The organism is Draconibacterium sediminis, from assembly GCF_000949475.1.
Taxonomy (GTDB): Bacteria; Bacteroidota; Bacteroidia; order Bacteroidales; family Prolixibacteraceae; genus Draconibacterium; species Draconibacterium sediminis.
Window position 1 is genome coordinate 47,650 of sequence record NZ_JRHC01000009.1, and the last position, 26,471, is coordinate 74,120.

26 protein-coding genes and 2 tRNA genes are annotated in these 26,471 nt (G+C 39.3%); 10 read left to right on the plus strand and 18 right to left on the minus strand.

Going from position 1 to position 26,471, the window contains the following annotated elements:
* The first annotated feature begins 3 nt into the window (after positions 1-3).
* Positions 4-819, plus strand: coding sequence for a gluconate 5-dehydrogenase (locus LH29_RS22590; RefSeq protein WP_045033615.1), 816 nt, complete (start codon positions 4-6; stop codon positions 817-819).
* Positions 820-1,121: 302 nt separating this feature from the next.
* Here the strand turns inward: LH29_RS22590 and LH29_RS22595 are convergent, their stop codons facing one another.
* Both LH29_RS22595 and LH29_RS22600 read right to left on the minus strand, forming a co-directional pair.
* Positions 1,122-1,883, minus strand: coding sequence for a DUF6261 family protein (locus LH29_RS22595; protein WP_045033617.1), 762 nt, complete (start codon positions 1,881-1,883; stop codon positions 1,122-1,124).
* Between the two features lie 254 nt (positions 1,884-2,137).
* Positions 2,138-2,389, minus strand: a complete 252-nt coding sequence (locus LH29_RS22600; RefSeq protein ID WP_045033618.1) for a hypothetical protein — start codon at positions 2,387-2,389, stop codon at positions 2,138-2,140.
* A 350-nt stretch (positions 2,390-2,739) separates the two neighbouring features.
* Here LH29_RS22600 and LH29_RS22605 point away from each other — a divergent pair, with 350 nt between their 5' ends.
* From LH29_RS22605 to LH29_RS22635, 6 genes are all read left to right on the plus strand, one after another.
* On the plus strand, positions 2,740-4,014 hold the full coding sequence (locus LH29_RS22605) for a hypothetical protein (protein WP_045033620.1): 1,275 nt from the start codon (positions 2,740-2,742) through the stop codon (positions 4,012-4,014).
* 907 nt (positions 4,015-4,921) lie between these two features.
* Positions 4,922-5,209, plus strand: coding sequence for a helix-turn-helix domain-containing protein (locus LH29_RS22610; protein WP_045033622.1), 288 nt, complete (start codon positions 4,922-4,924; stop codon positions 5,207-5,209).
* The gene (locus LH29_RS22615) at positions 5,166-6,503 is read left to right on the plus strand and encodes a type II toxin-antitoxin system HipA family toxin (RefSeq protein WP_198152560.1); all 1,338 of its coding nucleotides are present in this window, start codon (positions 5,166-5,168) and stop codon (positions 6,501-6,503) included. The genes LH29_RS22610 and LH29_RS22615 overlap by 44 nt, the downstream gene beginning before the upstream one ends.
* Positions 6,504-7,379: 876 nt before the next feature.
* Positions 7,380-7,757, plus strand: a complete 378-nt coding sequence (locus tag LH29_RS22620; RefSeq protein WP_045033626.1) for a plasmid mobilization protein — start codon at positions 7,380-7,382, stop codon at positions 7,755-7,757.
* Between the two features lie 34 nt (positions 7,758-7,791).
* Positions 7,792-8,706 (plus strand): relaxase/mobilization nuclease domain-containing protein, encoded by a 915-nt coding sequence (locus tag LH29_RS22625; protein WP_045033627.1) that lies wholly within the window; start codon positions 7,792-7,794, stop codon positions 8,704-8,706.
* A gap of 747 nt (positions 8,707-9,453) precedes the next feature.
* Positions 9,454-10,374: an ArdC family protein gene (locus tag LH29_RS22635; protein ID WP_052671189.1), complete on the plus strand. Its 921-nt coding sequence runs from the start codon at positions 9,454-9,456 to the stop codon at positions 10,372-10,374.
* On the opposite strand, the gene LH29_RS22640 is transcribed toward LH29_RS22635, so the two are convergent.
* From LH29_RS22640 to LH29_RS22660, 5 genes are all read right to left on the minus strand, one after another.
* The gene (locus LH29_RS22640; RefSeq protein ID WP_045033630.1) at positions 10,360-10,824 is read right to left on the minus strand and encodes a helix-turn-helix domain-containing protein; all 465 of its coding nucleotides are present in this window, start codon (positions 10,822-10,824) and stop codon (positions 10,360-10,362) included. The genes LH29_RS22635 and LH29_RS22640 overlap by 15 nt on opposite strands.
* Positions 10,825-10,834: 10 nt before the next feature.
* On the minus strand, positions 10,835-11,167 hold the full coding sequence (locus tag LH29_RS22645; RefSeq protein ID WP_045033631.1) for a type II toxin-antitoxin system HigB family toxin: 333 nt from the start codon (positions 11,165-11,167) through the stop codon (positions 10,835-10,837).
* 68 nt (positions 11,168-11,235) lie between these two features.
* Positions 11,236-12,486, minus strand: coding sequence for a site-specific integrase (locus LH29_RS22650; RefSeq protein WP_045033634.1), 1,251 nt, complete (start codon positions 12,484-12,486; stop codon positions 11,236-11,238).
* Between the two features lie 280 nt (positions 12,487-12,766).
* Positions 12,767-12,841, minus strand: a tRNA-Pro gene (locus LH29_RS22655).
* A 12-nt stretch (positions 12,842-12,853) separates the two neighbouring features.
* Positions 12,854-12,942: transfer RNA gene (locus LH29_RS22660), tRNA-Ser, on the minus strand.
* A 399-nt stretch (positions 12,943-13,341) separates the two neighbouring features.
* Here LH29_RS22660 and folE point away from each other — a divergent pair.
* Complete coding sequence (gene folE, locus LH29_RS22665) at positions 13,342-14,055, plus strand: GTP cyclohydrolase I FolE (RefSeq protein WP_082063911.1); 714 nt, start codon at positions 13,342-13,344, stop codon at positions 14,053-14,055.
* On the opposite strand, the gene LH29_RS22670 is transcribed toward folE, so the two are convergent.
* From LH29_RS22670 to trhO, 4 genes are all read right to left on the minus strand, one after another.
* Positions 14,052-15,299 carry an outer membrane protein assembly factor BamB family protein gene (locus LH29_RS22670; RefSeq protein WP_045033636.1) on the minus strand — a complete coding sequence of 416 codons (1,248 nt, stop codon included), beginning with the start codon at positions 15,297-15,299 and terminating at the stop codon, positions 14,052-14,054. The two genes, folE and LH29_RS22670, sit on opposite strands and share 4 nt — an antisense overlap.
* 72 nt (positions 15,300-15,371) lie before the next feature.
* Positions 15,372-15,851, minus strand: coding sequence for a DUF3795 domain-containing protein (locus LH29_RS22675; RefSeq protein WP_045033638.1), 480 nt, complete (start codon positions 15,849-15,851; stop codon positions 15,372-15,374).
* Positions 15,852-15,955: 104 nt separating this feature from the next.
* Positions 15,956-16,930 (minus strand): tRNA dihydrouridine synthase, encoded by a 975-nt coding sequence (locus tag LH29_RS22680; protein WP_045033640.1) that lies wholly within the window; start codon positions 16,928-16,930, stop codon positions 15,956-15,958.
* A 40-nt stretch (positions 16,931-16,970) separates the two neighbouring features.
* Positions 16,971-17,999, minus strand: a complete 1,029-nt coding sequence (gene trhO, locus LH29_RS22685) for an oxygen-dependent tRNA uridine(34) hydroxylase TrhO (RefSeq protein ID WP_082063912.1) — start codon at positions 17,997-17,999, stop codon at positions 16,971-16,973.
* Between the two features lie 161 nt (positions 18,000-18,160).
* Between trhO and LH29_RS22690 the strand changes: the two genes are divergently transcribed.
* A complete protein-coding gene (locus LH29_RS22690) occupies positions 18,161-19,234 on the plus strand; it encodes a serine hydrolase domain-containing protein (protein WP_052671190.1) in 1,074 nt (357 codons plus the stop codon).
* Positions 19,235-19,281: 47 nt separating this feature from the next.
* On the opposite strand, the gene LH29_RS22695 is transcribed toward LH29_RS22690, so the two are convergent.
* The 6 genes from LH29_RS22695 to LH29_RS24400 all read right to left on the minus strand — a co-directional run bounded on the left by LH29_RS22695 (position 19,282) and on the right by LH29_RS24400 (position 25,151).
* The gene (locus tag LH29_RS22695) at positions 19,282-20,493 is read right to left on the minus strand and encodes a S8 family serine peptidase (RefSeq protein WP_045033642.1); all 1,212 of its coding nucleotides are present in this window, start codon (positions 20,491-20,493) and stop codon (positions 19,282-19,284) included.
* 112 nt (positions 20,494-20,605) lie between these two features.
* Positions 20,606-21,115 (minus strand): TlpA family protein disulfide reductase, encoded by a 510-nt coding sequence (locus tag LH29_RS22700; protein ID WP_198152562.1) that lies wholly within the window; start codon positions 21,113-21,115, stop codon positions 20,606-20,608.
* A gap of 62 nt (positions 21,116-21,177) precedes the next feature.
* Positions 21,178-22,650 carry a hypothetical protein gene (locus tag LH29_RS22705; protein ID WP_045033644.1) on the minus strand — a complete coding sequence of 491 codons (1,473 nt, stop codon included), beginning with the start codon at positions 22,648-22,650 and terminating at the stop codon, positions 21,178-21,180.
* A gap of 114 nt (positions 22,651-22,764) precedes the next feature.
* A complete protein-coding gene (locus LH29_RS22710; RefSeq protein ID WP_045033645.1) occupies positions 22,765-23,715 on the minus strand; it encodes a phosphoribosylaminoimidazolesuccinocarboxamide synthase in 951 nt (316 codons plus the stop codon).
* Between the two features lie 183 nt (positions 23,716-23,898).
* On the minus strand, positions 23,899-24,888 hold the full coding sequence (locus LH29_RS22715; protein WP_045033647.1) for a PhoH family protein: 990 nt from the start codon (positions 24,886-24,888) through the stop codon (positions 23,899-23,901).
* 113 nt (positions 24,889-25,001) lie between these two features.
* Positions 25,002-25,151 (minus strand): PspC domain-containing protein, encoded by a 150-nt coding sequence (locus tag LH29_RS24400; RefSeq protein WP_082063913.1) that lies wholly within the window; start codon positions 25,149-25,151, stop codon positions 25,002-25,004.
* Between the two features lie 126 nt (positions 25,152-25,277).
* On the opposite strand from LH29_RS24400, the gene mazG reads away from it, so the two are divergent.
* On the plus strand, positions 25,278-26,054 hold the full coding sequence (gene mazG, locus LH29_RS22720; RefSeq protein WP_045033648.1) for a nucleoside triphosphate pyrophosphohydrolase: 777 nt from the start codon (positions 25,278-25,280) through the stop codon (positions 26,052-26,054).
* A 158-nt stretch (positions 26,055-26,212) separates the two neighbouring features.
* Here the strand turns inward: mazG and LH29_RS22725 are convergent, their stop codons facing one another.
* Positions 26,213-26,470 (minus strand): DUF3781 domain-containing protein, encoded by a 258-nt coding sequence (locus LH29_RS22725; protein WP_045033649.1) that lies wholly within the window; start codon positions 26,468-26,470, stop codon positions 26,213-26,215.
* Position 26,471: the final 1 nt, after the last annotated feature.

Below are 26,471 nucleotides of genomic sequence, written 5' to 3' on the forward strand. Positions count from 1 at the left end.
TTTATGAACGAGAAGATCACTAAAGTTTTCGATCTGTCAGGCAAAGTTGCACTGGTTACTGGTGGTGCCCATGGAATAGGAATGGCTATTGGAAAAGTGTTGGCTGATGCCGGAGCAAAATTATGTATTAACGGAACTTCACACGAAAGACTGGAGAAATCGAAAAATGAATTCGCAAAAACCGGAATTGATGTTTATACAACGGCCTTTGATGTATCAAATGAACAGGAAGTGAATGAAGCCATTTCCCGAATTGAAGCTGAGATTGGGCCGGTTGATATTCTTGTAAACAACGCTGGAATTATTAAACGTGCTCCTATTCTTGAGATGCCTTTGTCGGATTTTAAACAGGTTATAGATATTGATCTGATAGGACCACTTATTGTTTCAAAGCGAGTTGTACCTGAGATGATAAACAAACGTGCTGGTAAGATCATCAATATTTGTTCTCTTATGAGTAATTACGGTCGCATATCCGTAGCAGCTTATGCTTCGGCAAAAGGTGGACTCAAGCTTCTAACCCAAAATATGACTTGTGAATGGGCTAAATACAATATTCAGATTAATGGTATTGCTCCTGGTTACATTGCTACATCGCAAACAGCTCCGATAAGGGAAGAGAGTCATCCATTCAACGATCTTGTGTTGGCCCGTACTCCCGCCGGTCGATGGGGAGAACCAGAAGATATAGGAAATGCTGCCCTTTTTCTTTCATCAAGAGCCAGTGATTTTGTTAACGGTCATATTTTATATGTCGATGGCGGCATTCTGGCTAATTTTGGATATGTACAAGGTGAGAATGTAGTAGCAGACGAATAATCAGCCTATTGATAAATCAGAGTGAGAAATTGAAATCCTAATAATAAAACAGATTTTGCTGATTTTTCTGGATGTGCTGAGAATTGTGACCTTGCAGGATTTGATGGTAATCTCTCGGTAGTTCTGGATATAAAGACTGGCGTATAAACAATACTATAACACAAAATTATCAGTGCTAACCAAAAGAAGAAGGCCATAATGACGTATTTGCGGTAAACATTTTCTGGCAGCGCTGAAATGGGGCAACAAAAAAGCACCCAACCGGAAGGATGGATGCTTTTGTTCTCCACAAATCAAACACGTTATACTTCTTCGCCCGAAGTTGGAGGAATCGGTTCCGCTTCTTCAGGCTCACTGTCGGTACGTCCCTGGCGCGCAGCCAGCTCATTTTCGTAATCGTTTATCTGGTTGTTTGTTAATTGAATAAAATTTTCAATTTCAGGTGTGGCCATTTCCAGTTCAACCAGTGCATTAATTCTTGATACAATTTTTTCGTAAGCTGTATCAACAGCCTCGCGCAACAATTTGTATTCTTCGTTATCCTGGTCTACTGATTCCTGACGACGTTGTTCCGTTAGGTCTTGCACCGTAAGGTTTTCAGTTTTTAGTGCAGTAACCCAGTTGTTAATACCTACAGTCATGCAATAGCCGCCATAATCGCGGCTCTCCATGGCCTGAATAAGATTGGTAAGTACAGCCGACTCGCCTTTCAAAGGCATTGTGCGTACGTTACCATGTAAATCGAAAAGCGCTTTTAGCTTTTCGGCAGCCTCAACTTCGGCCTCGTCGGGGCCCATAATTGTAGCGCGCAAACGCATAAAAATAGCACTCCAGTATCGATCGCGTTTTACATCGGCGCCATTAATTAGCGGAGTAAAATCGCTACTGTTGTTCTTTTTGTACACCGTATCCATTTCCGCGAACGCGGCATTGAATTCGGGCATTTTGCTCTCGATGTTTAACGTAGCCGGTGTGGCCTTGTTAATACGTGTTATAAATTCAGTTATAAACTGATAATGGTCGTAATTACGGAAACGACTAAAAACCACTCTTAAAATTTTCATAATGAATTTGTGAGGTGTTTTAAAATGTTTGATGATTTTTAAAATATGTAGTTGAATTTGTGGATTTTGTATGCTTTTGGTATTAATTATTGAATAAAATTAAACGATATGTTAATCCATGTCAAGGGCTGATAATATGTTTTACAGCAAACTTTTGTTTAAAATGTGCGCTGCTAAGTTTTTTAAAATTCGTTTATTGCGTCGTCGCCGGTGTAATGATACATCAAAACGCAACGGTTTAGTTGCCCGGATGACTAACACCCGTGCAAAATGTATTTTGTACCACCAGCTGTGTGCTGAGCACAAGGAAAAATACGTTTTGTACCCATTTCGTTTGTCTGGCGGCGTGCGGAAATGCGTTTGAAACCCACTTCCGTCACCTGGCGGCGCAAAAAAACGCGTTCGGAACCAACTTCTGTTACCTGAGGACGAAAAAAAACGCGTTTGAAACCACTTTCTGTTATCTGGGGGCGTAAAAAAACGCGTTTGAAACCAACTTCTGTCACCTGTGGGAGCTTTAAAATCAGATAGTTAAGGGTGTTTGCATTTTGGGCAATTAGCTGAAAGCCGCCGGCAGCAAGGCACAGGGGCTAAAGACGAAATAAACCACATGCGAGGATACGTTCGCTTACTAAACCAGTGTTGTTTTAATTCTTTATTATGCTAACTTTAAACTCCGAATAAAAACCATAGCCGTTGAATACGTACCCTGAAATTACCATAAAAAGCAAGAATTATAGATTAAGTGTGTTTTACATACCATATGGGGTGTATAACAACTCTTTTTATAGCGATATCTGGAAAATAACATTACCTGGTGATGTTATATAGTAGTTATAGGCAAGGTTAAAATGAGATGAAAAAATCAAATCTATATCCACAAATAATTATCCTTAAGGGAAATGGAACATTCTCTTCGAAAGAGAGAAAATTCAAATCTCATTTTGAAATTGTGCATTATCCACAACATACTACAATAACTACAAAAATACGAGTTAGAAGAAAAAATTATTTTGAAAATAAAAACATATCGAACATTTGGGAATTAAATGGTTTAATTGATGGAAATCTAACCATTCATGCTAAAAATCTTCTGCTCACAAATTTGTCCGATAATATTCTTACACTTTCATCATTTAAAGACCTGACAATCTATAAAACTCAGACAAATAATTTAACATCAGCTGAATTTCCTCTTGTTGGACTTTACAAAGGAGATTTTGAGACTAGTTTGGATGGTTGGGATATTCAATGTTTTGGAGACAAAGAAAAAGTTAAAATAATTCAGAACCAGAGTAAAAATTGGAATATCCAATTGGAAGGACTCAGCTTAAAACTAATAAAGCAGAAAAGCTCAAAAGAAGAATTTCTTTCAAAAGCAAATGATATTACTTCCTTACTTTCACTTGCGCTTGGTAATGACATAGTATTCAATAGACAGAAATATTATCGGGACAATGAATTAATTATCGAAGATTGGAGAAGAAAAGTTGACGACCACTTTGGAGTTGAAGCTTGCGTTCCAGATTTCAGATTAGCCAATTTTATAGTAAAAACTTTGCACAATTATGAAAAGTGGAATGACAAAAAAAGAAAGATTTTTTATGCAACAGTTACTGGAATTAATTCATCTAGCAGAGGTTTCCTGGAGGACAGGATTTTAAGAATTTGTATTGCATGGGAAGGATTAGCCGGAAGTTGGTCTAAAAACAAGAAAAAGCCGAATTCAGAATTAAAACCATTAAAAGATTTGTTAATTGAAACTGTGGATGGATGTAGTCTGCCAAAAAACATTGATAAGAACTTTATTAAAACGAGAGTCTCAGATTCCTTAGATTGGGAAAAATCATCCGACTTTTTAACTAAATTTTCGAACCAATATTTATTGGACGCTGAAAAACTGAAATTGGATTTTAAATCATTAGTAAAAGTCCGAAATGACATTGCTCATTCAGGTCTTTTCAAGAAAAAATATACGACAGATTTTCTAACTGATTTGATATATAATCACAAACTTGGATTACAAATAATTCTCTTGAAAGAATTAGAGTATGATGGATTAGTAGTAACCAGTGAAAATAAATGGACAACTTATACAAAAATGGAAGAATTAATAAAACCCAGCCTATAACAAGGTAAATATTGCAGGGCGGGGTTTGGTGGTGTGCCAACTGCGGATTCTCGTTTCTTAGTTCCGTGTCCCTCTACTCGTGCCGATCTGTGATCGGTGTGCATTTCGGCAGAATTGAACCCGTTCTTTTCTGCCTGTCCCCCAATAATCGAAGACCGTAGGAATGGATTGGTCGATTTTAGTATCAATTCCACTGTTTTATTAAGTAAGATCCGGATTTCAGTAGAGAAACGAACTGTAATCTGATAGTCGAACTAATCCCTATAGCGGAGTGTATCTGGATAAATGAGTTTTGCCAGTCATCCGCTTTTGAAAATCATACAATAAACGCGTTGTGGATTATAATAAAGGATAAATCACTCATGTAATTGGATATTTATCTGATATGCATGGTATTTATTGCATAAATGTATGAGATAGCATTCAAATGTATGTTAATATAGTCTATATGAATGATTAATCATACAGTGATTGGAGTAGTTCAGTTTCTATCAAGTACACTCTACAAAAACATACATAGCCCCTTGACAAGAATCCATCCGGATCAATGGCATACGCCAAACTTTATATTTCCAGAATTCTAAATGAAATCTCAAATAGACACCTTCTTATAATTGATACTCTTCTCATCCAACGAGTCCGTTGGTAAAAACCCCATTTTTATCCAATCATTTCCAGGAAGATTATTGGAATTTTTATCGGTTTAATTTATTCACTGTTATTGCGTATGGAACACTATTCTAATGTTATTCTTGAGCTCGAACAACGTTATTGAAATCGTGTTTGCAGCCGGATGCGTGCCATGTTTAATCTGGTAGCTTTCAATAAGACAAGTGTAGACAAGAGAATATAAAAATGTTGATTATTATCTGCAAAATACGTATGTTTGTAGAAAATAATCAACATTATGAGGCCGAAGAAAAATATTATTTTCCCCAAACACCTGCAAATTTTGGAACGTTTGGGAGAAAATATTAAACTGGCACGAAAAAGGAGAAAACTAACAACGGTTCAGGTAGCAGAGCGTGCAGATATCGACAGGACAACGTTGTATCAGATAGAGAAAGGGAATCCTAAAGTATCTATGGGGGCTTATTTTAACGTCCTGAGAGTTTTAGGCCTGCAGGACGATTTCCTAAAACTGGCTGCCGATGATACCCTGGGCAGAAAGTTACAGGATTTGGATTTGTTGTAGAATCACGGTTACACATAAAGAGGTAACCATCGATATAAGAAATATGGCAACAGGTAAAACAGACATATATGTGTATGCTCACTGGAAGGGGCTTTCGGATCCTCAGTTGATTGGAATTCTCTCCGGGCATGCTGCAAAAGGAAGAAAAGCATTCAGCTTTGAATATGATACTTCCTGGCTGAATTCATCAGAGCACTACTTGCTGGATCCGGATATACAGTTTTACAGCGGCCCTCAATTTCCCAATAGCAAGGAAAATTTTGGTTTGTTTCTGGACAGTATGCCCGATACATGGGGGAGAACACTAATGAAACGACGGGCAGCGCAGAAAGCTGCGGAAAAAGGGGAAAGGGCAAAAACGTTGTATGAAGTAGATTATTTGCTGGGAGTACTGGATGAAAGCCGTATGGGAGCTTTGCGCTTTAAGTTAGATCCGGATGGACCATTTCTCGATGAGAATAGAGAGTCTCCTACGCCTCCATGGTCATCCGTTGCAGAATTGCAGGAAGCTGCAAGTAATATTGAAAACGAAACAGACAACGATAGTGTTAAAAAATGGTTGGCTATCCTGATTGCTCCGGGATCTTCACTGGGTGGGGCCAGACCCAAGGCCAACATATTGCACAAAGACAATAATCTCTGGATTGCAAAGTTTCCAGCCAAAAATGATATGGTGGATAAAGCAGCCTGGGAATACCTGGCCTGGAAACTGGCATTAAAAGCTGGGATCAACATGTCAGAGTGTAGGATCAATAAAGTTGCAGGTAAGTATAACACCTTTTTTACCAAACGTTTTGATCGGGAAAAAGAACAACGTATTCATTTTGCATCTGCAATGACCATGACTGGAAATAATGAAGATACGATCAGGGATAATCCGGCCAGTTATCTGGAATTGGCTGAATTTGTTCAAACCCATGGCGCGCAGGTTAATGACAATTTGGAGCAATTGTGGAGAAGGATTGTTTTTAATATAGCCATTTCCAACACTGATGACCATTTACGGAACCACGGCTTTATTTTAACTGATAAAGGGTGGATATTATCACCGGCGTATGATATAAATCCATCGATTGATAAAGACGGTTTGGCTTTAAATATTGATATGGATAACAATGATTTGGATTACAATCTTGCAAAAAGTGTTGGTGAATTCTTTCGTTTAGATAATGCAAAAATGGATCAGATCATAGAAGAAATCATTACTCAGGTAAAGAATTGGCGTAAAATGGCAAAGAATATTGGGATCCCGAATAACGAGCAGGAGTTGATGGCCAAAGCATTTCGTGTATAATTTATCTTTGATATTTTTTGTTGGTATTCTCCAGTGCCCCGGCCCATTCCCCTGACGGGCTTCAACGCTCCCTAAACCCGTTCGCCCACTCCCGGGAAACGTTCGCTGGTTTTGCCCTTACAGAAAAAAGCGCCTACAGGCATCACACTCAAAAGCGCCATCCTTTCGTTTCACTACTGTCCTGCACTTTCCTTTTGCCCGCCCACCTAAGCGATTTAAGGGTTGTTAATTCTTAAAAGGTTGAAAACAAAAGAAGACGCCCAAAGATCGCCAGCCTCCGCTAAAGCCCAAGCCCGTTAAACCGCAAGGCTAAATAAATGTCCCGTTTTATCTGTTGAAAAGCTAAATCCGGAATTTTAACAGTTACGGGACAGCCTTGCCGTTTATCCACGGCTGGCAGTCCCCGGGCTTTCTTCTCTTTTTTTTCTTTTTTTCTCTTCTTTTGGGGATTATTTTATTTTACCAAATAAAATTAAAACAGCCTGTTTTTTAGGTGAATTTAGCTTGTTCCGAATGGCTTCTGTTCGAAAGCATTCAACTACGTATAAATTTAATGTTATCGAGGAAATATATTTAACCAAATAAAACGCTCACTGAAAAACAAAACGAAAAACAGACAAAAACAAAAGGGCTAAACAAAAAGTTGGTTAGCCTCAATCCGGTTGATTTGAATTTTGAAAGGGAAACAGTCAAGCCTGTTTCTCTTTCTTCTTTCAAGCCCGAAGTCCTTGCTATAGCTGGTGGGGGAGGGGTTGGCAAGATGTGATTTTGTTTCACAAAATCGCTTGTGCCTGTCCGGCAGGGACTTTTAATCTGGCGATTAAAAGCTGGATTAATTCTTCGAATTAAGGTCTTTACAATTAAAATTTATAAGCCATGTCACGCTACCGAAACCCGAGAGATAAAAAAACAGAAGCAGTTCGTGTTCGCTTCACTCCCATGGAAAAGAAATTACTCCGCGGCCGTTGTAAAAAAGAGGGCTATAAAAACCTGAGCAATTTTTTTCGGGCAAAGGCTATGCGTCATCGTGAGATTAAAAAGATTGAGGTCTCCCCTGAATTTACCACCCTGATTAAAAGCCTGGATTTTAACCTGAATAAAATAGGTGTGAATTTAAACCAGGTGGCAAAACAGATTAATACGAAAAAGAACGATGAGCTCACATCTGCCGACCGCCATACACTTGACAGGGTGCAACAAGAACTGAAAAAGTGTTTTTCCTCCCTTCAAAAATACATGGACCTGATCCGATAAATTCCTAATCAAGTATTAGACTATGGTAATTGTGATGCATAAGAGTGCATATACCGAAAATGTAATGATGTATAACGAAAAGAAGGTAAACGAAGGAGTTGCCATGTTTTTTCATTTTAAAAATACCAGGTCGGTCAATCCGTTTAACTACGACGAACATCACCGCCTGAAGATCTTGCTGGATATTGAAGATGAAAATCCCCGGGCATGGAATAAGTGTTTTCATGTTTCGTTTAATCCATCAACCGAAGATTATAAAATTCTGGACGATGCTACCATCAAACTGGAAATTGAAAATATGATGGAACACATGGGCTATGGTCATCAGCCTTATTTTGTGTACCGCCACGAAGATCTGGAACGTGTTCACTTTCATGTGGTATCAACGCGGATTGATTGTGTAACACATCAAAAGATCAAGGATAATTTTGAGCGGCTGAAGATGCAACGTTTTTTACATCAGTTGGAAGAGAAATATAATCTGCCGTTGAAAGATAAGCCACAGGAGATTAACTTTCGTTTCTCAGCCCGCAGCAGAAATATCAAACAGAACCTGGAGAATCTTTTCACACATTTGAATGGATTGGATGAACTCTCCACTAAAGATTTGTACGATCAGGCCTTGCTGACTTTTAAAGTTGAAGTTCAGAAATCGGGGAGAGGCCACATCGCTGTGGTTCTGGGCGATGATGGTAAACCGGCGCGCTATCCTATTCGCTTATCGAATTTTAAAAATAAACCGAAGTTTTATTCCAAAGAAAACAAGTTGGCAGAACATGAAACGGTTGAAAGAAAACAAAAAATCGATAAGTCTCAGGATATTGATTTAACCAAGGTTGGGGTTATTGCAAGGGATCTGAATCGGTTGGTGGAGCAGAGTAAGCAATCAAATAAGTCTACAAAACCAAAGATAAAGAATAGAAAAAAGGGGAGGCAGAAAAGATTTTAAACCTTAAATGTTCACCGACTTAGATAAGCTAGTTTTAATTCAATCTGAGTTTTTCTGTTCTGAGGAACTTTCAGCCAGTGCAATGCTGGTTCTAGTGCAGAAAATACCTGGTATTTTGAAGAATGTTTATAACTTCTAACGTACTGTACGGCCTTGTTGAGCAGTGATTCGGAGGCCAGAATGGCAAATTTCTTCAATCCCGTATGATCAATATTGTCGAATACAAAGTGACTTAGATCTTCAATTTCTGCGAAGTTCAACTGTGTGTTTGCGTTTCGAATATCAATTAAGATGGAATATTCCTTTCGAAAAAATGGATTGCTTTTTAAATCGGTAATTACTCTTTCAACACTTTGCTGATCGAGTAAATTATTGTGGGAAACAATTATCAGTCTTAAACTTTCTATGATATGCAAATTTTCACTTGAAGATAACATCACATCTTAATTGGTAATACAGGCATTAAAGTAAGCTAATTTTTTAAAATGAATTACTGTCGCCAGGAATAATGAGTAGGATATTGCCATAAATCCTGTCAAAGTTACTTCGCCGCCCGGAAAAGTCAAGGGCGGCTGGTATTGCCCATTTTTTGCCAGCCGTCCTTCGGAGCTGTTCAGTTTTTATTTAGAATACTCCATAAAAACTGACATAGCCCCTTGACAAGAATCCATCCGGCTCAATGGCATGCGCCAAAATTTAATGGCGTGCCAGTAGCCGAAATAAACCCGCAGGGCAGCGGTGGATTCAATGAGTAAATTTGATATTTATGAAACAGTTACTAATTTGATTGTTGAACGCCTGGAAGCAGGTGTAATTCCTTGGCATATGCCTTGGAAAACCGCAAGTGCTATTCCTCGTAACCTGGTATCTAAAAAGCCTTACCGGGGATTCAATTTCTGGTACTTGCTTAGCTTTGGTTTCGAAAGGCCTTATTTCCTTACTTTCAAACAAGTTCAGGACCTTGGTGGAAAGATCAAAAAGGGATCTTCATCATTTATGATTGTATTCTGGAAAATGGTGGAATACGAAAAAGATGATGAAACCAAGGAAATTCCAATGCTTCGTTATTATCGGGTATTTCATATTGATGATATAGAAGGTATTGATCCTGATAAAATTCCTGAGAACACTGCTCACGATCATGATTTCGATCCAATTGCTTCCTGTGAGCAGCTTATCCAGTTTTGGTCTGATTCTCCAGTAATAAAGCTTGATCAGAAAAGAGCCTGTTATATTCCTTCATTAGATGAGGTCCACATGCCTGGAGCAAGAACTTTCTTTCAGGATGAAGAATTCTACTCTACGATTTTTCATGAATTGTGTCACTCTACAGGTCATCGTAAACGGTTAAATCGTCACGAAAGGTTTTCTAACCTTAATTTTGCAAGTAAAGATTACTCGCAAGAGGAACTTGTAGCCGAAATGGGAGCTGCATACCTTTGCGGTATATGTGGCATTGAAAATGCTACCATCGATAATAGTGCAGCTTATATTCAAGGATGGTTAAAGAAGCTAAAAAGCGATAAGAAGTTTATTGTTCTGGCTTCCGGATTAGCTCAAAAAGCTGTTGATTATATTCTGGATCATCAGGATTCGAATCCTAAACCAGTTACTAGTAGATCCAAAAGGGAGAAAGGTAAATCGGCTTCTTTTTCAATGAATTTCTGATCGTATGGCTAATGAAGCCCCCAAATCCTTTTTAGTATTCATTAAGCTGGCATCACGAAATTGCCTGTTAATCTCGTTTTTCAGTTTGTATGGACGATTAAAGGCTTCCTGTGAAATCTGAAAATATTCAGATAGTTTGCGTATTGTTTCTTTTGACAAGCCTTTCTGGTAATTCAGAATCTTTGAAACTGTTCCTTTCGACAACCCCAGGAGTTTTGCCAATCCAACTGCTCTAAGGCTGTTCTCTTCCATTAATGACTTAATAAGTTGTACAGGGTCAAGATCATTAAAGGTCCTGTGTTCCGAATCCCACTTCTCAATGAGAAGCGTTAACAACTCAATTTCATCATCAAGGGTAGGAGAGGCCTTTGAAAGAAGATTCTCAAGGATATTACAATAGTTGTTGTACTGTTCTTCAGTTTTTATTACTGTATATTTTAAAGCTTCCATGTCTCTTTGATTAATAGATATCTACAAAATACTGTTCTTCATTATTACAGAGCTTTGTGTAGAAAGCATGCGTTCCAATCCATTTTACAAACAGATGTACCTTCTGCTTCCCAAAATAATACTGGCAAATAATCCGGTATTTGTTACCACCAATCTTAAAAACAACTCTGTTTGATCCTTTCCCCAAAATATCAGCAGAATTAAACGTTCTGATAATATCCCGGGGACTTTTCCAGTCAGCTCTTTTTACAATCGATAGCCAGGTTTCAAATGCCTTTCTACTTTGGACATTATCACGGACATAGTTTTCGATTGACCGTACTTTTATTAAATGAACTTTCATTGTTGTACTTGGCAAAGTTAGTAAAAGTTACACAAAGGGAAACTCTGTGTTGTTTTAAATTTATTAAACTATTTGGATTTCTTTTTTTGAGACTTCTTTCCAGATAGCTTTTTTTCAAGAATGGCCATATCATCGCTTATTTTCTTCTCAACCACCTTTGCATAAATTTGGGTTGTTTTTAAATCGGTATGTCCCAGCATTTTGCTGACGGATTCGATAGGTACGCCATTCGTAAGGGTTACTGTGGTAGCGAAGGTATGTCTGGCCACATGAAATGTTAGATTTTTATCGATTTCACAAACATCTGCAATTTCTTTAAGGTAGCTGTTTAGCTTTTGATTTGAAATATTTGGAAATATTGTTCCTTTATTGACAGAGCGTGGATGGTCTTTGTACTTGTCGATTAAGACCTGGGCCTGGGATAATAACGGTATTCGCACCGGTGTGGTCGTTTTTTCTCTCTGGGTAATTATCCAGGTCATTCTGTTAATGCCTATCCTTATGTTATTGGGTTTAAGATTCATAACATCGATGTAGGATAGTCCTGTATAACACGCAAATACAAATAGATCTTTAACATACTGAAGACGTTCAATCTTGAATTGTTTCTTTTTTATTGTATCCAGTTCCAATTGAGTTAAAAATTCCCGTTCAACACGTTTAAATGACAGGCGATAGGCTACAAATGGATCTTTGTCAAGCCATCCAAGTCTTACGGCGAGATTGGTCATTTTGCGCAATCTTTCAATGTGTTTCATTACTGTATTGTTTCCCATTGGTAAATGATGATCCTCAGGCTGGTATTTTCGCAGGAAATGTTCGAAATCAGTAATGAACTTGTAATTTAATTCTACCAGAAAGATATCATTGCGTTTGAATTTCTGCTTCAAAAATTTCTCGATATACTTTTCGGTAGTTTTGTAATTTTTTAATGTTCCCCACCTAAGGTTCGAATCCATTCCGGTGTTGTGATAATCAACGAGTCCTTTTAAGGTTTCTCCTGAATCTTCAACTCCCAAAAATTTGTTTTTAATTGCTTCAGGACTTACTACTTCTTTGTTGATGACAAGTTCCTGATAGCACTCAGTAAGCTGAGACCTGATCTGTTCTAAATAAGAGTTAAGCTTACTAATTTCCGGGGACTTGCCTTTTGCCATTCCTCGGCCATTATTCCAGTTATCGACATGAATTCTTTTCTTAATTGAGATTTCAGCCCGTTCTCGATTTACTGTTACACGGGCATAAATAGGAGCTTTGTCGTCTTTAATCCGATGCTTGCGGATCACAAATTGAATTCCAAAAGTGTTAATCTTCTTCATAATTTTTAATGTTGTTTAGTTCTGGTTCACTTTTGGTTCACCAGAAAATGTTAAAACTGGTTCCAAACTGAACTAAACGGTACCAAAAACTTCGATTGTAATCTTTTGAATAATAGGTGATTATGTGTTTCTGGTGAACCAAATCTAAAAAATATTTTGGTTCACCGTATTGTTCACATAAACAATGGTTTTAGATGGTGTATTTTGACATCGTAAAAACAAAAAAGCCTGCAAATCATCTGATTTACAGGCTTTTGGTGGATTCTGATTTTCCACTTCGTCGGGATACCAGGATTCGAACCTGGGACCCCCTGCTCCCAAAGCAGGTGCGCTAACCGGACTGCGCTACATCCCGAATTTATTTATGCGGAGAGAGGGGGATTCGAACCCCCGGTACAGTATTACCCGTACGCCGGTTTAGCAAACCGGTGGTTTCAGCCACTCACCCATCTCTCCAAAAAAGATGATTAAAGTTGCTAAATCTCCCTCGCCTCTCAGCGTTGGTATTTAAAACTTAATCTGTTTTTAAAAAGAACGTCGTTGCTTTGTTAAAGCGTGTGCAAAAGTAGAAATTGTTTTTACACTGGCAAAGAAAAATGAAAAAAAATGGCAAAAAAAATCGAATTCTTTTTTCGCGGTATAAACGAATGGCGATAGGGGATTGAGCCGTTTAAACTTGATTTTTTTGTACGTCTTTTTATGTGATTAAAAACCAGAGAGTTTCATTAGGTGGTTTTGGGAAGTTCATAGGTGTCTTATAAAAATGAAGTTTTTTGTTTAATATTTTGTTTTTATAGATTAAACAAAATAGTTTTTAGTCTGTTTATTAACTCGTAGAAACTAGAAACAGAAATTATGAGTTACAGAGAAGAAATAATATTTACCAATACCGGAGCTGGAAGGAATGGTAAAACAAACGGACATGATAATCATGAGACCATAGGCGATAATCACATTGCGACTTCAATTGATACTCCAATGCGCGATGATGCTTTTGAGCTGAGCGACGAAAGGAAAATGGAAATTATTGAAGAGAAGTTTCGTGATATAATGGAAACAATGGGGCTCGATTTGAATGATGATAGTTTGAGTGGAACGCCACATCGTGTTGCCAAAATGTTTGTGAAGGAGATATTCAACGGACTAAATCCAGCCAATAAACCAAAAATCTCTGTATTCGAAAATAAATTCAAATACGGCGAAATGTTGGTGGAAAAGAACATCAATATGAATTCCACTTGCGAGCATCATTTTCTACCGATTGTAGGAAAAGCTCACGTGGCTTACATTTCATCGGGCGAAGTGATCGGATTAAGTAAAATTAACCGTATAGTCGATTATTTTGCACGCCGTCCGCAGGTGCAGGAGCGTTTAACGGTGCAAATTGCAAACGAGCTAAAAACAATACTTAAAACCGATGATGTGGCTGTTGTGATCGATGCCAAACACATGTGTGTATCGTCGCGCGGAATTCAGGACGAAAGCAGCAGTACGGTTACTGTCGAATATTCGGGTAAGTTTAAAGACAAAAACGTTCGCGAAGAGTTTCTGAAGTATGTAGAACTTTAAGCCTTATCTTTTATATCGAAAGCCATCAGCACCTGACCATGGCGCTGGTATAAAACACCGTTTTTAATTACCGGGTGCGAGAAATGTTCCTTTGTTCCCCGGGTAATTTTAAAATCGCTGATCGGATTCATTTTACCGGTTTCATCGAAACCAACTAATGACAATGTTCCGGTTTGACCATAATAGTAGAGCAGATCATCGGCCGAAATAACTGCGCCCCAACCCAACTTTAGCGAGTCGCTAAGTTCGCCACTTGTTGCATCAATGCTTCTGAAAAACTTTTTCGAGGTGGCGCTACCGTATAAATGATCGTCAATTTTTACAATGCCGCCCATATAACTGTCGAAGCCTGTATTGCGCCACACTTCTTTAATGGCTGTTCCGTCTTCGGAGAGTTGAAGTTTTACCCCGCAATTTCCGTCTCCGGCGGCGTAGTATAGGTAACCTGAGTCGTATATTACACAATTGCTGTGTGTATCGCCCATGCCCGGCTGACGTTTGTCGAGCGGAACATTATCCTGCGCATGTGTCCATAACAGTTCACCTGTCTCAGTGTCAAATCCCATCATATTATAAGCAGAGAATGTAACAAAAATATGACGTGTTGGAAGTTCGATAAGCGTTCCCGGATTGTAGCCCGATCGTTCGCTATGTCCGGCATTGCTCCAAAGTATTTCTCCTGTAAAACGATTTAAACCAACCACATTATATTCTTTTCCACCGGGTGTCCAGAACACTTTGTCGCCATCAATTACAGGCGCTTCCGAGTGCCCAAAACGCGGATAGATACCTTCAAAATCTTCTACAAATCGTTTTTCCCAGACCAACTCTCCATTCGTGCGTTTCAGGCAAAACAAATTTCCCATTCCCGAACCCACATAAATTAAATCGTCGACAACAGTTGGTTGCGAGCGCGATCCCGGGTAGCTGGTAACCCATTCTTTTCCGAGTGATACTTCCCATTTTTTCTGCCCGTTTAAATCGATACAGAACAAAATGGCAGTGCTGTCGAGTGCTCCGGTTATAAAAATCTCATTATCGGTTATTGTGGGCGTGCCATATCCATCTCCAATACCTTCAATATACCAAAGTTCGGCAGGTCCTTCTTGGGGCCATTCTTTTAAAAGGTTTTGCTCGTTAAAAATCCCTTTGCGGTTTTCGCCGCGCCACTGGTAAATTTCGGTTTTGTTTGAACTACATGAAAAAACAATAAGGCAGATGAAAAGCAGGAACAAATTCTTCATAACAGTTATTTCGGTTTTTTAGAAATAAAAGTAGGAGTAAGTGCCAAATAATTACAGTTTTAAGACGAAATTTTAGGCTTTACCTTCAAAATACTTTTTCTGCATTGTGACAACTGATTTGTGAAAATCAGGAAATCTTTCCCAAAGGTCTTTATCACAGCCTTTTAGCTGCTTGCACTGAATGCACGAGTCGAACTGTTTATCTTTGGCACACGCACGAACCGTACAATTAGTAAGAACAACTCCGGCAGGTTTACCGGAATTTTTACACCCGAAACAAAATATCTTATCGGCCTCAAATGCAATTCCGTAATGTTCTTCTATTTTCCATTGTTCGTAAGCTTTTTTCTTTAGTTCCACATCATTTTTTTCTGATGCCTCCAGAAACTGACAATCGGCAGGGCAGGTATAGCCACAATAATTTAGTTTCTTCGGATCGGGAAGTTCATCCTGAGGAAAAGTAAAGGCTGAAAGTTTTCCTGAAAGCAAAATTGCACAGCCTGTAAAAGAACTGTTTCTGATAAACTGCCGACGGTTGGATGGATTAGTCATAACTACTGATTTTGGTTTACTAAGTTATGACAACTTATCAAAGGAACACCCTTACTAAGGAGGATATTTTTGGCTGAAATGATCCGGTATTTCAGATTGAGTAATTATTTGAAATAAGCATATACCTCGTCATAACCTTTCATTTCCATCACATCGGCACGCATTTTTGCCGCACCCGGAAATGAATTGAGGTAGATTTTATAGAAGCGTTTCAGAATATTGAAATTTTTGTCGGGGCTCCAGGTTTGTTCAAAAAGCCGGGTGTGTTCCAACAGTTTGGCAATGCGGTCTTCCATCGAAATTTCTTCTTTTTCAGGATTGAAAAACCAGGGATTGTGGAAAATTCCACGACCGATCATTACTCCGTTTACGCCGGTTTGGTTAACGCGTTCAAGTCCCTGTTGGTACGACATCACATCGCCGTTTCCATGAACCGGAATATGTGGTTTTAAGCTATTTTTCAGTTGAACCGCTTTGGCAATTTCTTCCCAGCTGGCATCGCCATCCGATTGCATACGTTGCGTACGGCCATGTAAAATAATAGCTGCCGGATCAACCTCCAGCAGGTTGGCAATCCAGTTTTCGGTAATGTGCTCTTTTATTCCGGTGCGGGTTTTTACACTCACGGGTAGGTGGGTGCCTTCTTTTGTTGCCAGAATTATTTCTTTGGCACGTTCCGGTTCGCCGATCAGAGCGCTGCAGGCACCAATTTTAAATACCTTTTTTACCGGGCATCCCATGTTAATGTCGATGCCGTCGAAATCGTAATTTTCAGTAATGTATTTGGCAATGTTGTGGTAAATCTCCGGATTTCGTCCCCAGATTTGTGCCACAATTTTAATGTTGAGTTTTTTGAGCAGAGCCCGTTCCGACTCATTTACGATCAACCGTTCCGAAACACGTTCTCTGCCCACCGGATGATTCATACCTTCAACAGAAGTGAACTCGGTGAAAACCATGTGTAATTTCCCCGGTGCTGTCATTCCCATTACAATTTCGCGGAAAACCGTATCGGTAACATCCTCCATGGGGGCCAGCGAAAAAGCAGGGCCATCAAACTCTTGCCAAAAATTGTTCATGCCGCAAAATTATCAAAACATATAGAAGTGCACAACGAAACTATTTCTGTTGCTCGAGTTGCATTAACGAAAGGCTTTTTCTGAACTTGCGGCTGTTGCCAAAACCAATGCGTAAATCGGACGGCCGGCCGGTGCCCTGCATTTTTTCGTCGGCACATTCGGGTGTGCAGCAACCGTGGTATTTCTCTGCACATTGTGGGCATTGGATAAACAATATATGACAGCCATCATTATCGCAATTGGTATGCGAATCGCAGGCTTTGCCGCACTGATGGCATTTTGAAATGATTTCGCCATTTACACTTTCTCCCAAACGTTCGTCAAAAACAAAGTTTTTACCAATAAATTTTGAATCGAGTTTGGCCGTTTTAATCTGTCGGGCATATTCCAAAATCCCGCCGTGTAGCTGGTTCACATCGCTAAATCCCTGGTGTTTTAGGTAAGCACTGGCTTTTTCGCAGCGAATTCCACCGGTACAGTACAACAGCACTTTTTTATCTTTTTTGTCTTCCAGCAAGTCGGTTACAATTTCCAGTTCTTCACGAAAAGTATCCGCTTCAGGGCAAATGGCACCTTCAAAATGACCGATCTCGCTTTCGTAGTAGTTGCGCATGTCAACAACAACCGTATCTTCCTGCCCGATATATTTGTGGAACTCAACACCCGACAAGTGTTTACCCACATTGGTAACATCGTAGGCATCGTCGTCCAAACCATCGGCAACCAGTTTTGGGCGTACTTTAATGGTTAGCTTGTAAAACGATTTTCCATCGTCTTCAATGGCATATTTAATCGGAATGTCTTGCAGGATTTCATGTTTTTTCAAGGTTTCCACAAAAGCGTCCCAATGGTGTTCCGGCACGCTCATTTGTGCGTTAATTCCTTCGCGGGCCACATAAATTCGGCCAAAGCAATTCAACGGAAACCAATCACGAAACAATTCATCTCTAAATTCCTGTGGATTTTCAAGAATGTGATATCGATAAAACGAAATCGTTTTTCGCTGAAAGGTTTCTTCAGCCAGCCTTTTTTTTAGTTCTTCCTTGTTTACCCGGTTGTATAAAAACATGTTACCTGTGTTTAAAATGCGCGGCAAAAATACACAAATTGGCAAAAAGAGCAAAAAAGATGGTTTATTCTTTAATGTGTACTGTTTCTGAAATACTGTTTTTCTTGTAACTTTATATAGCTTCTTCGCGTTGCGGAATCAGTAATCTAAATTATACCAAAATGAAAAACCTGTACTATCTGCTAATCTTATTGTTATTCATTGGAACTTCGTGTGCCAAAGAAGATCCAAAAATAAAAGAGGTTAAAGACTACATCGAACAATTGCGTGTTGAAAGCGAATCGGTAGGGTGGACTGCAACTGTTTCGATTGATAATGAGATTGTTTTGTCGAAAGGATTTGGTTTGGGTCATTACGAGCAACAGGTGCCTGTTTATCCGAGAAAAACCAAATTCAGAATAGGAAGTATTTCTAAGGCACTTACAGCGGCCGGATTGGGTATTTTGATAGAGGAAGGAAAGATCGATCTTGATGCTCCGGTTCAAAAATATGTACCTGATTTCCCGGAAAAGAAATACGAAATTACTACGCGACAGGTGGCCGGGCATTTGGCTGGAATACGCCATTATAATGGGGATGAATTCCTGTCGTCAAAGTACTATCCAACGGTGAGAGATGGATTGGAAATTTTTATGAATGACACCCTCTTGTTTGAGCCGGGAACAAAGTACAGTTACTCGAGTTATGGATTTAATCTTTTAAGTGCTGTAATGGAAGGTGCTTCTGGCGAGGAGTTTCTGCATTTTATGCAGACGCGTGTTTTCGATCCTTTAGAAATGACCGAGACAACTGCCGAACGTATGGATTCGCTCATCCTGTTTCGTGCCGGTTATTATGACATGAATGAGGGGAAAGTTATAAATGCACCATTCGTAGATAACAGTTACAAGTGGGCCGGCGGTGGTTTTATTTCTACCTCAGCAGATTTGGTAAAGTTTGGGAATGCAATGCTGAATAATACGCTTTTTACGGAAGAAGTAAAACAACAACTGATTACACCACAAACCTTGAAAAATGGAGAAAAAACAAACTATGGTATGGGTTTTTCTTCCGGAACCGATGAATTTGGACGTGAATATTACGGACATGGTGGCGGTTCGATAGGAGGCTGTAGTAATCTTATTATATACCCGGAGGAGAAAATGGTGGTAGCTGTAATAACCAACGATTCACGTGCCAAGGTGGGGAATGAGCTACATAAAATTGCAGAAATCCTGCTAGGCGAAAAACAATAAAAAACCCGGAGTTTAAATCCGGGCTTTGAGCTATTTAAAGTACTTAATTACAAATGAATAATCGGATCCGGATTTCCGTCAGGATCTCCATTAACAGTACCACTTGAACTTGCCGGTCCCATTAACAAAACACCTGCTGCGTGTGGTGCAGCCATCGATGTTCCGCTGATGGTATTATAACCTCCGTCTTTCCAGGTTGACTTAATGCGGTAACCGGGTGCGCAATAATCAACGGCACTTCCGTAATTCGAGAAATAGGCCCAGTTATCGTTACTATCGCAAGCCGAAATGGTGTAAACTTTTGTGCTTTCGTCACCTACGCGGGCAGGAGAATGATTGTTTGCATCATCACTTTCGTTACCGGCGGCCAGCACAAAGGTGCAACTTGATGCGGCGGCTAAGACAGCATTGTCGAGTGTAGTAGAAACGCCACCGCCAAGACTCATATTTGCCACATCGCCTGACGAGGCATTAGCGGCTACATAATTTACTCCGGCTACAACTCCTGATACTGTACCGCTTCCACGACGGTCGAGAACGCGAACCGCAACAACCGTTGCTCCGGCTGCAACGCCCACAACACCTTCTGAATTATCAATTGCCGCAATTGTTCCGGCAACATGAGTGCCGTGTCCGTTTTGGTCATCAGGCGTTGATTTTCCTCCCAAAAATGTCTCACTTCTATTTTTATCTACATTCAAATCCGGATGGTCCTGATCAATTCCGCTATCAATTATCCAGGCAACTTTTCCGGTTCCGTCGGCAGCTCCGCCAACACGGGCAATTCCCCAGGGTGTTTCCTGCGCAGTAGTTCCGCCTCCTGTGTCGCCACCACCACTATTAGGCCCTTTTCCGGGAGGTGGTGCCAATGCAATTACTTTGTCTTGCTCAATGTAAGCCACCGAAGCATCATTTTCGAGTTTCTTTAATTGCCCGGGAGCAATTTTTACTGAGAATCCTTTTAAGGCAGTGCCGTATACGTGGACAATTTCACCATCGGTAATACCGGCACGTTCCAATATTTTTGCAGACTTGGCTTTTACAGCATTTTGTTTCTTTTCGTAACCTTTTAACCGGGATAAGTCCTCCGTTAAATCAGCATCGTTCAGTACAACTATGTAACTGTTTTTCGATGATGACGCGGATTTAAGTTCTACTGTGTCATCAGCGTTTTCGTCACTTACAAAGGTGTCGTTACACGAGTAAATTAATGCTCCGGCACAGAAGAGAACCAGGATTTTTAATTGCAGTTTTTTCATAAAGTCATGTTTTTAGTGAGTAATTAATTATCAGCGTTTTGTGTTCATTCTAAAGCATAAAAAAAGCTGCTTGTAAAATACAAACAGCTCTTTTATTAATATTGTTTAAATCCTAGTTTATCAGTTCATTCACCTTCTCAATAATCTTGTTGAATTCGTCTTCATTAAAACCGATAGAAGCGACTGCAATTTTTCCGTTTTTATCGATTATAAAATTACGCGGAATGTTTTGTTTGGCGTATTTCGAAAATATATCGCGCTCAGGATCAGGGTAGAAAGGGAGGACGTAATTGTTGTCGGCTTTAAATTTATTTACCGTTTCCCAATCGTGTTCGCGGCCAATTACCATTACCTCGAAGTTTTCGTTTTGCTTAAGTTCTAGGTACACTTCCTTTTCCAAATGAGGCAACTCTTTGCGACATGGCGGACACCAGGTGGCAAAAAAGTTAATCCATACTACTTTCCCTTTCAAATCTGATAGCTTTTTTACCGAACCATCTTCCAAAGTTATAGAGAAGTCGGGTGCTACATCTCCTTCTTTAACCAGGGTGAATTCGTCTTGTGCATAATTATTTAGCGCGAAGAACGCCAGTAAAATAAAAATCGTCAGTTTTTTCATCATACAATTTTGTTTCTAAACAGGAATAATCACTTTACATTTTTACGAAGAAAACAAAATTAGCTTTATAAGCCAACAGTTTTTATATACGAATAATAATTGGCGGCTTCAACCGTGCTAAAAAATAGTCCTCCCATTTGATTAATATGTGGAGGGATAAAAATGCCAGGCCTAAGGGCGCTGTCAGCTATTGGTAATCTTCCTTGATCTGTATTTACAAAGCCATTTCTGAATTCACCGTTTTTGTGTTTTTCCTGTAAAATTATTTCATCGCCTTGACTATAAGTCCACTTTCCTGTTTTTAAATGATCAAGATATTCACCACGAAGAACAAATGAGATATCCGGCCATTTTTCAATAACAATTTCGAATTCTCCGTTGCCTGAGTTAAGATGATAATTGGGGTTATCTTTATCTGTTATTTTCAATTCAAATGATTCATTTTTGAAAATCACTTGCATATTTTCAGAGCCATCCTCATTAAAATAGGTCCAGGTTCCATCTGGTAGTGCATTCGTGAAATGTGCCTTTAACTTTAAGTTTCCGTTTTTATAATATTCCAGGTATTCGCCATTAATTCTGTTGTTTTCCAATCGTCCTTTAGCATATAGTTCTCCGCTGACGTAATAATCCTCAAATTCTCCGCCAAAATTATTCAATAATTTTGCCCAGAAAGCTTTCCTGTAAAAGCTTGCTTCACCGGGCAGACATATCTGCCAGTTATCATTAAAATATACCTTAACTTTTCGGTTATAATCAGATTCTGAAATTTGATACGAGTTATTAGTGAAGTGCGGATAGTAAATCGTATCGGAAATTATTCCGGCCAGTCGTGTATCAAGAGCTCTCGAAAGTGTATCGGTGTGGCCGCGGGCTTCAAGCAAATGAGAGCACCCATCACAATACGCACTTAAGGCAATACAATTTATATCTCCTCCCAGAACAAATGCTTTTTCAAGGTCGTCACAGAAATTATCAATACTGTCGATGTTAAAATAACACACGGCCGAGTTGATATAAACCGAGGCATTTTCGGGAGTGTAACTTTTTACCCGATCGTAAAACACCAGGGCCGAATCGTATTTTTCATTTAAACGATAATAATTCCCCGCAAACAGGTTCATGTATAAAAGTTTGGTCTGGCTGAAATCTTCTGCAGCAACTTCAATGGCAGGAATAAAATACTTGATGGCATTCACCGAATCGTTCCTATGTTTGTAAAGATTTCCCAGGGCGTATTTTGTTTCTGCATTATCGGGTTCTAATTCAATATTTGACTTGAAATCAGCAATGGCGCCAAGTGTGTCTTTTAAATGTAATTTGCAAAGTGCCCTGTTTTGATAGATAAAGAAAGCCTCGGGATCTTCGTTCAATGCTTCGTTAAAAAGTTGAAGCGCATCCTGGTACTTATCTTCGGTCATAAACATATAGCCATCGTAATTCTTCTGGGCTATTTTTCTGTTTATGTATTTTTTCTGAGCGTGTAAAAACTGAAAACTAAATAGCAAAATACAGCTGAAAATAAGAGGTTTTAACATGGTAACTTTGGCGTTTTATTTGTGTTTTAGGGTAGAAAGTTAACAATAAATATTACAAACAAAAACACCCGCTTAAAATTAAGCAGGTGTCTTCAGTTTATGATCGTTATTCTTTTATGCTTGTTTCAAAAAATCATTAACGGCAGTTTCAATACGCTCTTCAATTTTTGAAGTATCTGATTTTACAAATTTGTCGCCGGTGATATTTTCATACAATTCAATGTATCTTTCAGAAACCTCGTTAACAAACGACTCCGGAATTTCTGGAAGCACATCGCCGTCGCGGCCCTGGAAATTGTTTTCCATTAACCACTCGCGAACAAATTCTTTCGAAAGTTGCTTTTGGTTTTCGCCTTTGTCAAAACGCTCCTGGTAACCATCAGCGTAGAAATAACGCGATGAGTCGGGTGTGTGGATTTCGTCGATCAGGTAAATCTGTCCGTCTTTTTTACCGAACTCGTATTTGGTATCTACCAAAATCAATCCCATTTCTTTGGCCATTTCGCTACCGCGTTTAAAAAGAGCCAGCGAAATACGTTCCAGTTCTTTATAATCTTCTTCCGAAACCAGTCCTTGTTTGATGATCTCTTCGCGCGAAATATTTTCGTCGTGAGCACCTTGTTCAGCTTTTGTAGTTGGCGTTAACAGTGGTTCAGGAAAAGCCTGGTGCTCTTTCAAACCTTCAGGAAGCGGAACGCCGCAAATATCGCGACCGCCATTTTTGTACAATCTCCACGAACTTCCGGTTAAATAACCACGCACGATCATTTCTACCGGGAAAGTTTCGCAAAAATGCCCAACGGTTACGTTCGGATCGGGTGTTGCTATTTTCCAGTTCGGAACAATATCAGCAGTGGCATCCAGAAATTTCTCTGCAATCTGGTTAAGTACCTGACCTTTAAAAGGAATTCCTTTTGGCAGCACCACGTCGAATGCTGAAATACGGTCGGAAACAACCATCACCAAAAAATCGTCGTTGATGTTGTAAACGTCGCGAACTTTACCTTTGTAGTGGCTTTTTTGTCCCGGGAAATTGAAACTTGTTTTTGTAAGTGCGTTACCCATTTTTGTTGAATATTTATAGTTGTATTTATACTTATTGCCGGTGTTATAATCTGTTTCCGATTTTATTACAAATTTAGCTGGTTTTTGTTTAATTCAGAAAATTGTAAAACTTGATTCTGGATACTCGATTTTTGATACTGGATACAGGATCCTCCGAAATTCAAATTTCTTTTATAGAATGATCTACTGCTTGTTTTTTTCTTTGGTTTCAGTTTTTATCTCAATTTTCTCCTCGTCATGTTTATCGTATGCTTCTACAATGTCGCGCACCAATCGGTGGCGTACAATGTCTTTTTTATCGAAATATATGTTCCCAATATTTTTAATTCCCTTCAGAATTTTCAGGGCCTGTATCAAGCCTGAATGACTTTTTCGCGGGAGGTCGATCTGCGTAACATCGCCGGTAATAATAAACTTGGCGTTGAGGCCCATTCGGGTTAAAAACATTTTTAGCTGGTTAACGGTGGTGTTTTGCGCCTCGTCGAGAATAACATAGGCGTTACTCAATGTTCGTCCACGCATAAAAGCAAGCGGGGCAATTTGTATCACACCGTCTTTCAGAAATTCCTCCAGTTTTTTCGGAGGGATCATATCCTGCAAAGCATCGTAAAGTGGTTGCAAATACGGATCGATCTTATCCTTCAAATCGCCGGGTAGAAAACCCAGATTTTCACCCGCTTCAACAGCCGGGCGACTCAAAATTATCTTACGTATTTCTTTGTTTTTTAATGCTCGTACAGCCAGTGCTATGGCGGTGTAGGTTTTTCCGGTCCCGGCCGGACCAATGGCAAAAATCAAATCGTTATTGGCACTGGCCTCCACCAAACGGCGTTGGTTGGGTGTGCGGGCACGAACAGGTTTTCCGCTGTTACCAAAAACAATAATATCGGGTTCACCATTGCTGTTTTCTTCAAACGATGACACTCCCGAATCCAATAGCTCGTGAATAATTTCTTCCGAGAGCATATTGTACTGGTAATAATGATCGAGAATGAGGGCGAACTTTTTCTCAAAAGCTTTGATTTCCTTTGGTTCCCCCTGAACGAACAAGGCGTGGCCCCGCGCTGTGATCTTAATTTTTGGGAAAAGCCTTTTTATCAGTTCAATTTTCGAATTGTTTACTCCAAAAAACTCAAGGAGATCAATTCCTTCCAGTAAAATTTGTTTATCCAATGTGTCTTCTTAAAAATTTAAGCACGGCAAATTTACGAAAATAAATTGCCACTATCGAATGTTGGAAGGCTTTGATATTCAATTTCTGACCGATGTGTAAATTGTCGGCTTTTTTATTTCGAGAACATTTTTACGAGCCAAAGAATAAAGTACAATCCCAGTCCAACTCCAAAAATAAATACGCCAACTACAAATGCAATCCTGATTGTTGTTACGTTCCAGCCTAATTTGCCGCTTAGCCATTCAGATACTCCTAAAATCATGTGTTTATTATTTATTGTTATACTGGCAAGATAAAATTTATAAATAAATCTGTGAACTTTAAATTCAGTTTTTGTTTGTTAAACATCGGAATCCTTAACTTCGGATGAAATTTGAAACCTTATTGAATGGAACGAAAAGTAGAAGAGTTTAAACGCTTACTTGATATAATGGACGAATTGCGCGAGAAATGTCCGTGGGATAAAAAACAAACACTGGAGTCGTTGCGCAAACTAACGATAGAGGAAACCTACGAGCTGGGCGATGCCATTTTGAAAAACGATTTGCAGGAGATAAAAAAAGAATTGGGCGACATTATGCTGCACATTGCTTTTTATGCAAAAATCGGATCTGAAAAAGGTGCTTTCGACATGGGAGATGTGCTGGAAGGAATCAACGAAAAATTGATATACCGTCATCCGCATATATTTGGCGATGTTGATGTTGATGGTTCGGCCGATAAAGTTGCTGAAAACTGGGAAGCCTTAAAACTGAAAGAGAAAGGCGGCAATAAACGTGTTCTGGAAGGTGTGCCTGCTGCCATGCCGGCGCTGGTTAAAGCCAACCGTATTCAGGAAAAAGTGCGTGGTGTGGGTTTCGACTGGGAATACAAAGAGCAGGTTTGGGATAAAGTAAAAGAAGAAGTTGACGAGTTAAGCGTGGAGATCAACAAAGCTGACAAAGATAAAATGGAGGCCGAGTTTGGCGATTTGCTATTTGCCGTTGTAAATGCTGCCCGTTTGTATGATATCGATCCGGAAGCTGCGCTGGAACGTACCAACCTTAAATTTATAAAGCGCTTTAATTACCTCGAAAGCAAAACGCTGTTGCAGGGAAAAAGCCTGCACGATATGAGTCTTGCCGAAATGGACGAGATTTGGGAGGAAGCCAAGAAAGAAGAGTAGTTTTAAGGCAAAAGTATAAAGTAAAAGGGCAAAAGGAGAGGAAGGATTATTGATAAAGGATTAATTGGTAACGGATAATAGTCGCAATCACCAGTCGTAGTTGGCAGTTTAGCAATTTATCAATCGATGTGAAGTGGCCAAACCATAGCGTTTTAGATTTATTTCAGTCTGTCTGCGGTAATTATTCTAAACGTGTTTTTATTAATTGTAAGCCTGACATTACGTGTTTTATTGGTAATGTAGAAATTTTTACCTTTTAGTTGAAAATTGGTTTCGTCGGTTTCGTTTATAATCGAGCAAACCATTTCTTCGATTTTGTCGTTTGGCAACTCAATTTTTAGTTTCTTATTTATTCTGCCATAAACAAGATCAGTGTAACAAATTTTCTTGGCTATTTCATTTTTTAAACTTTTCATA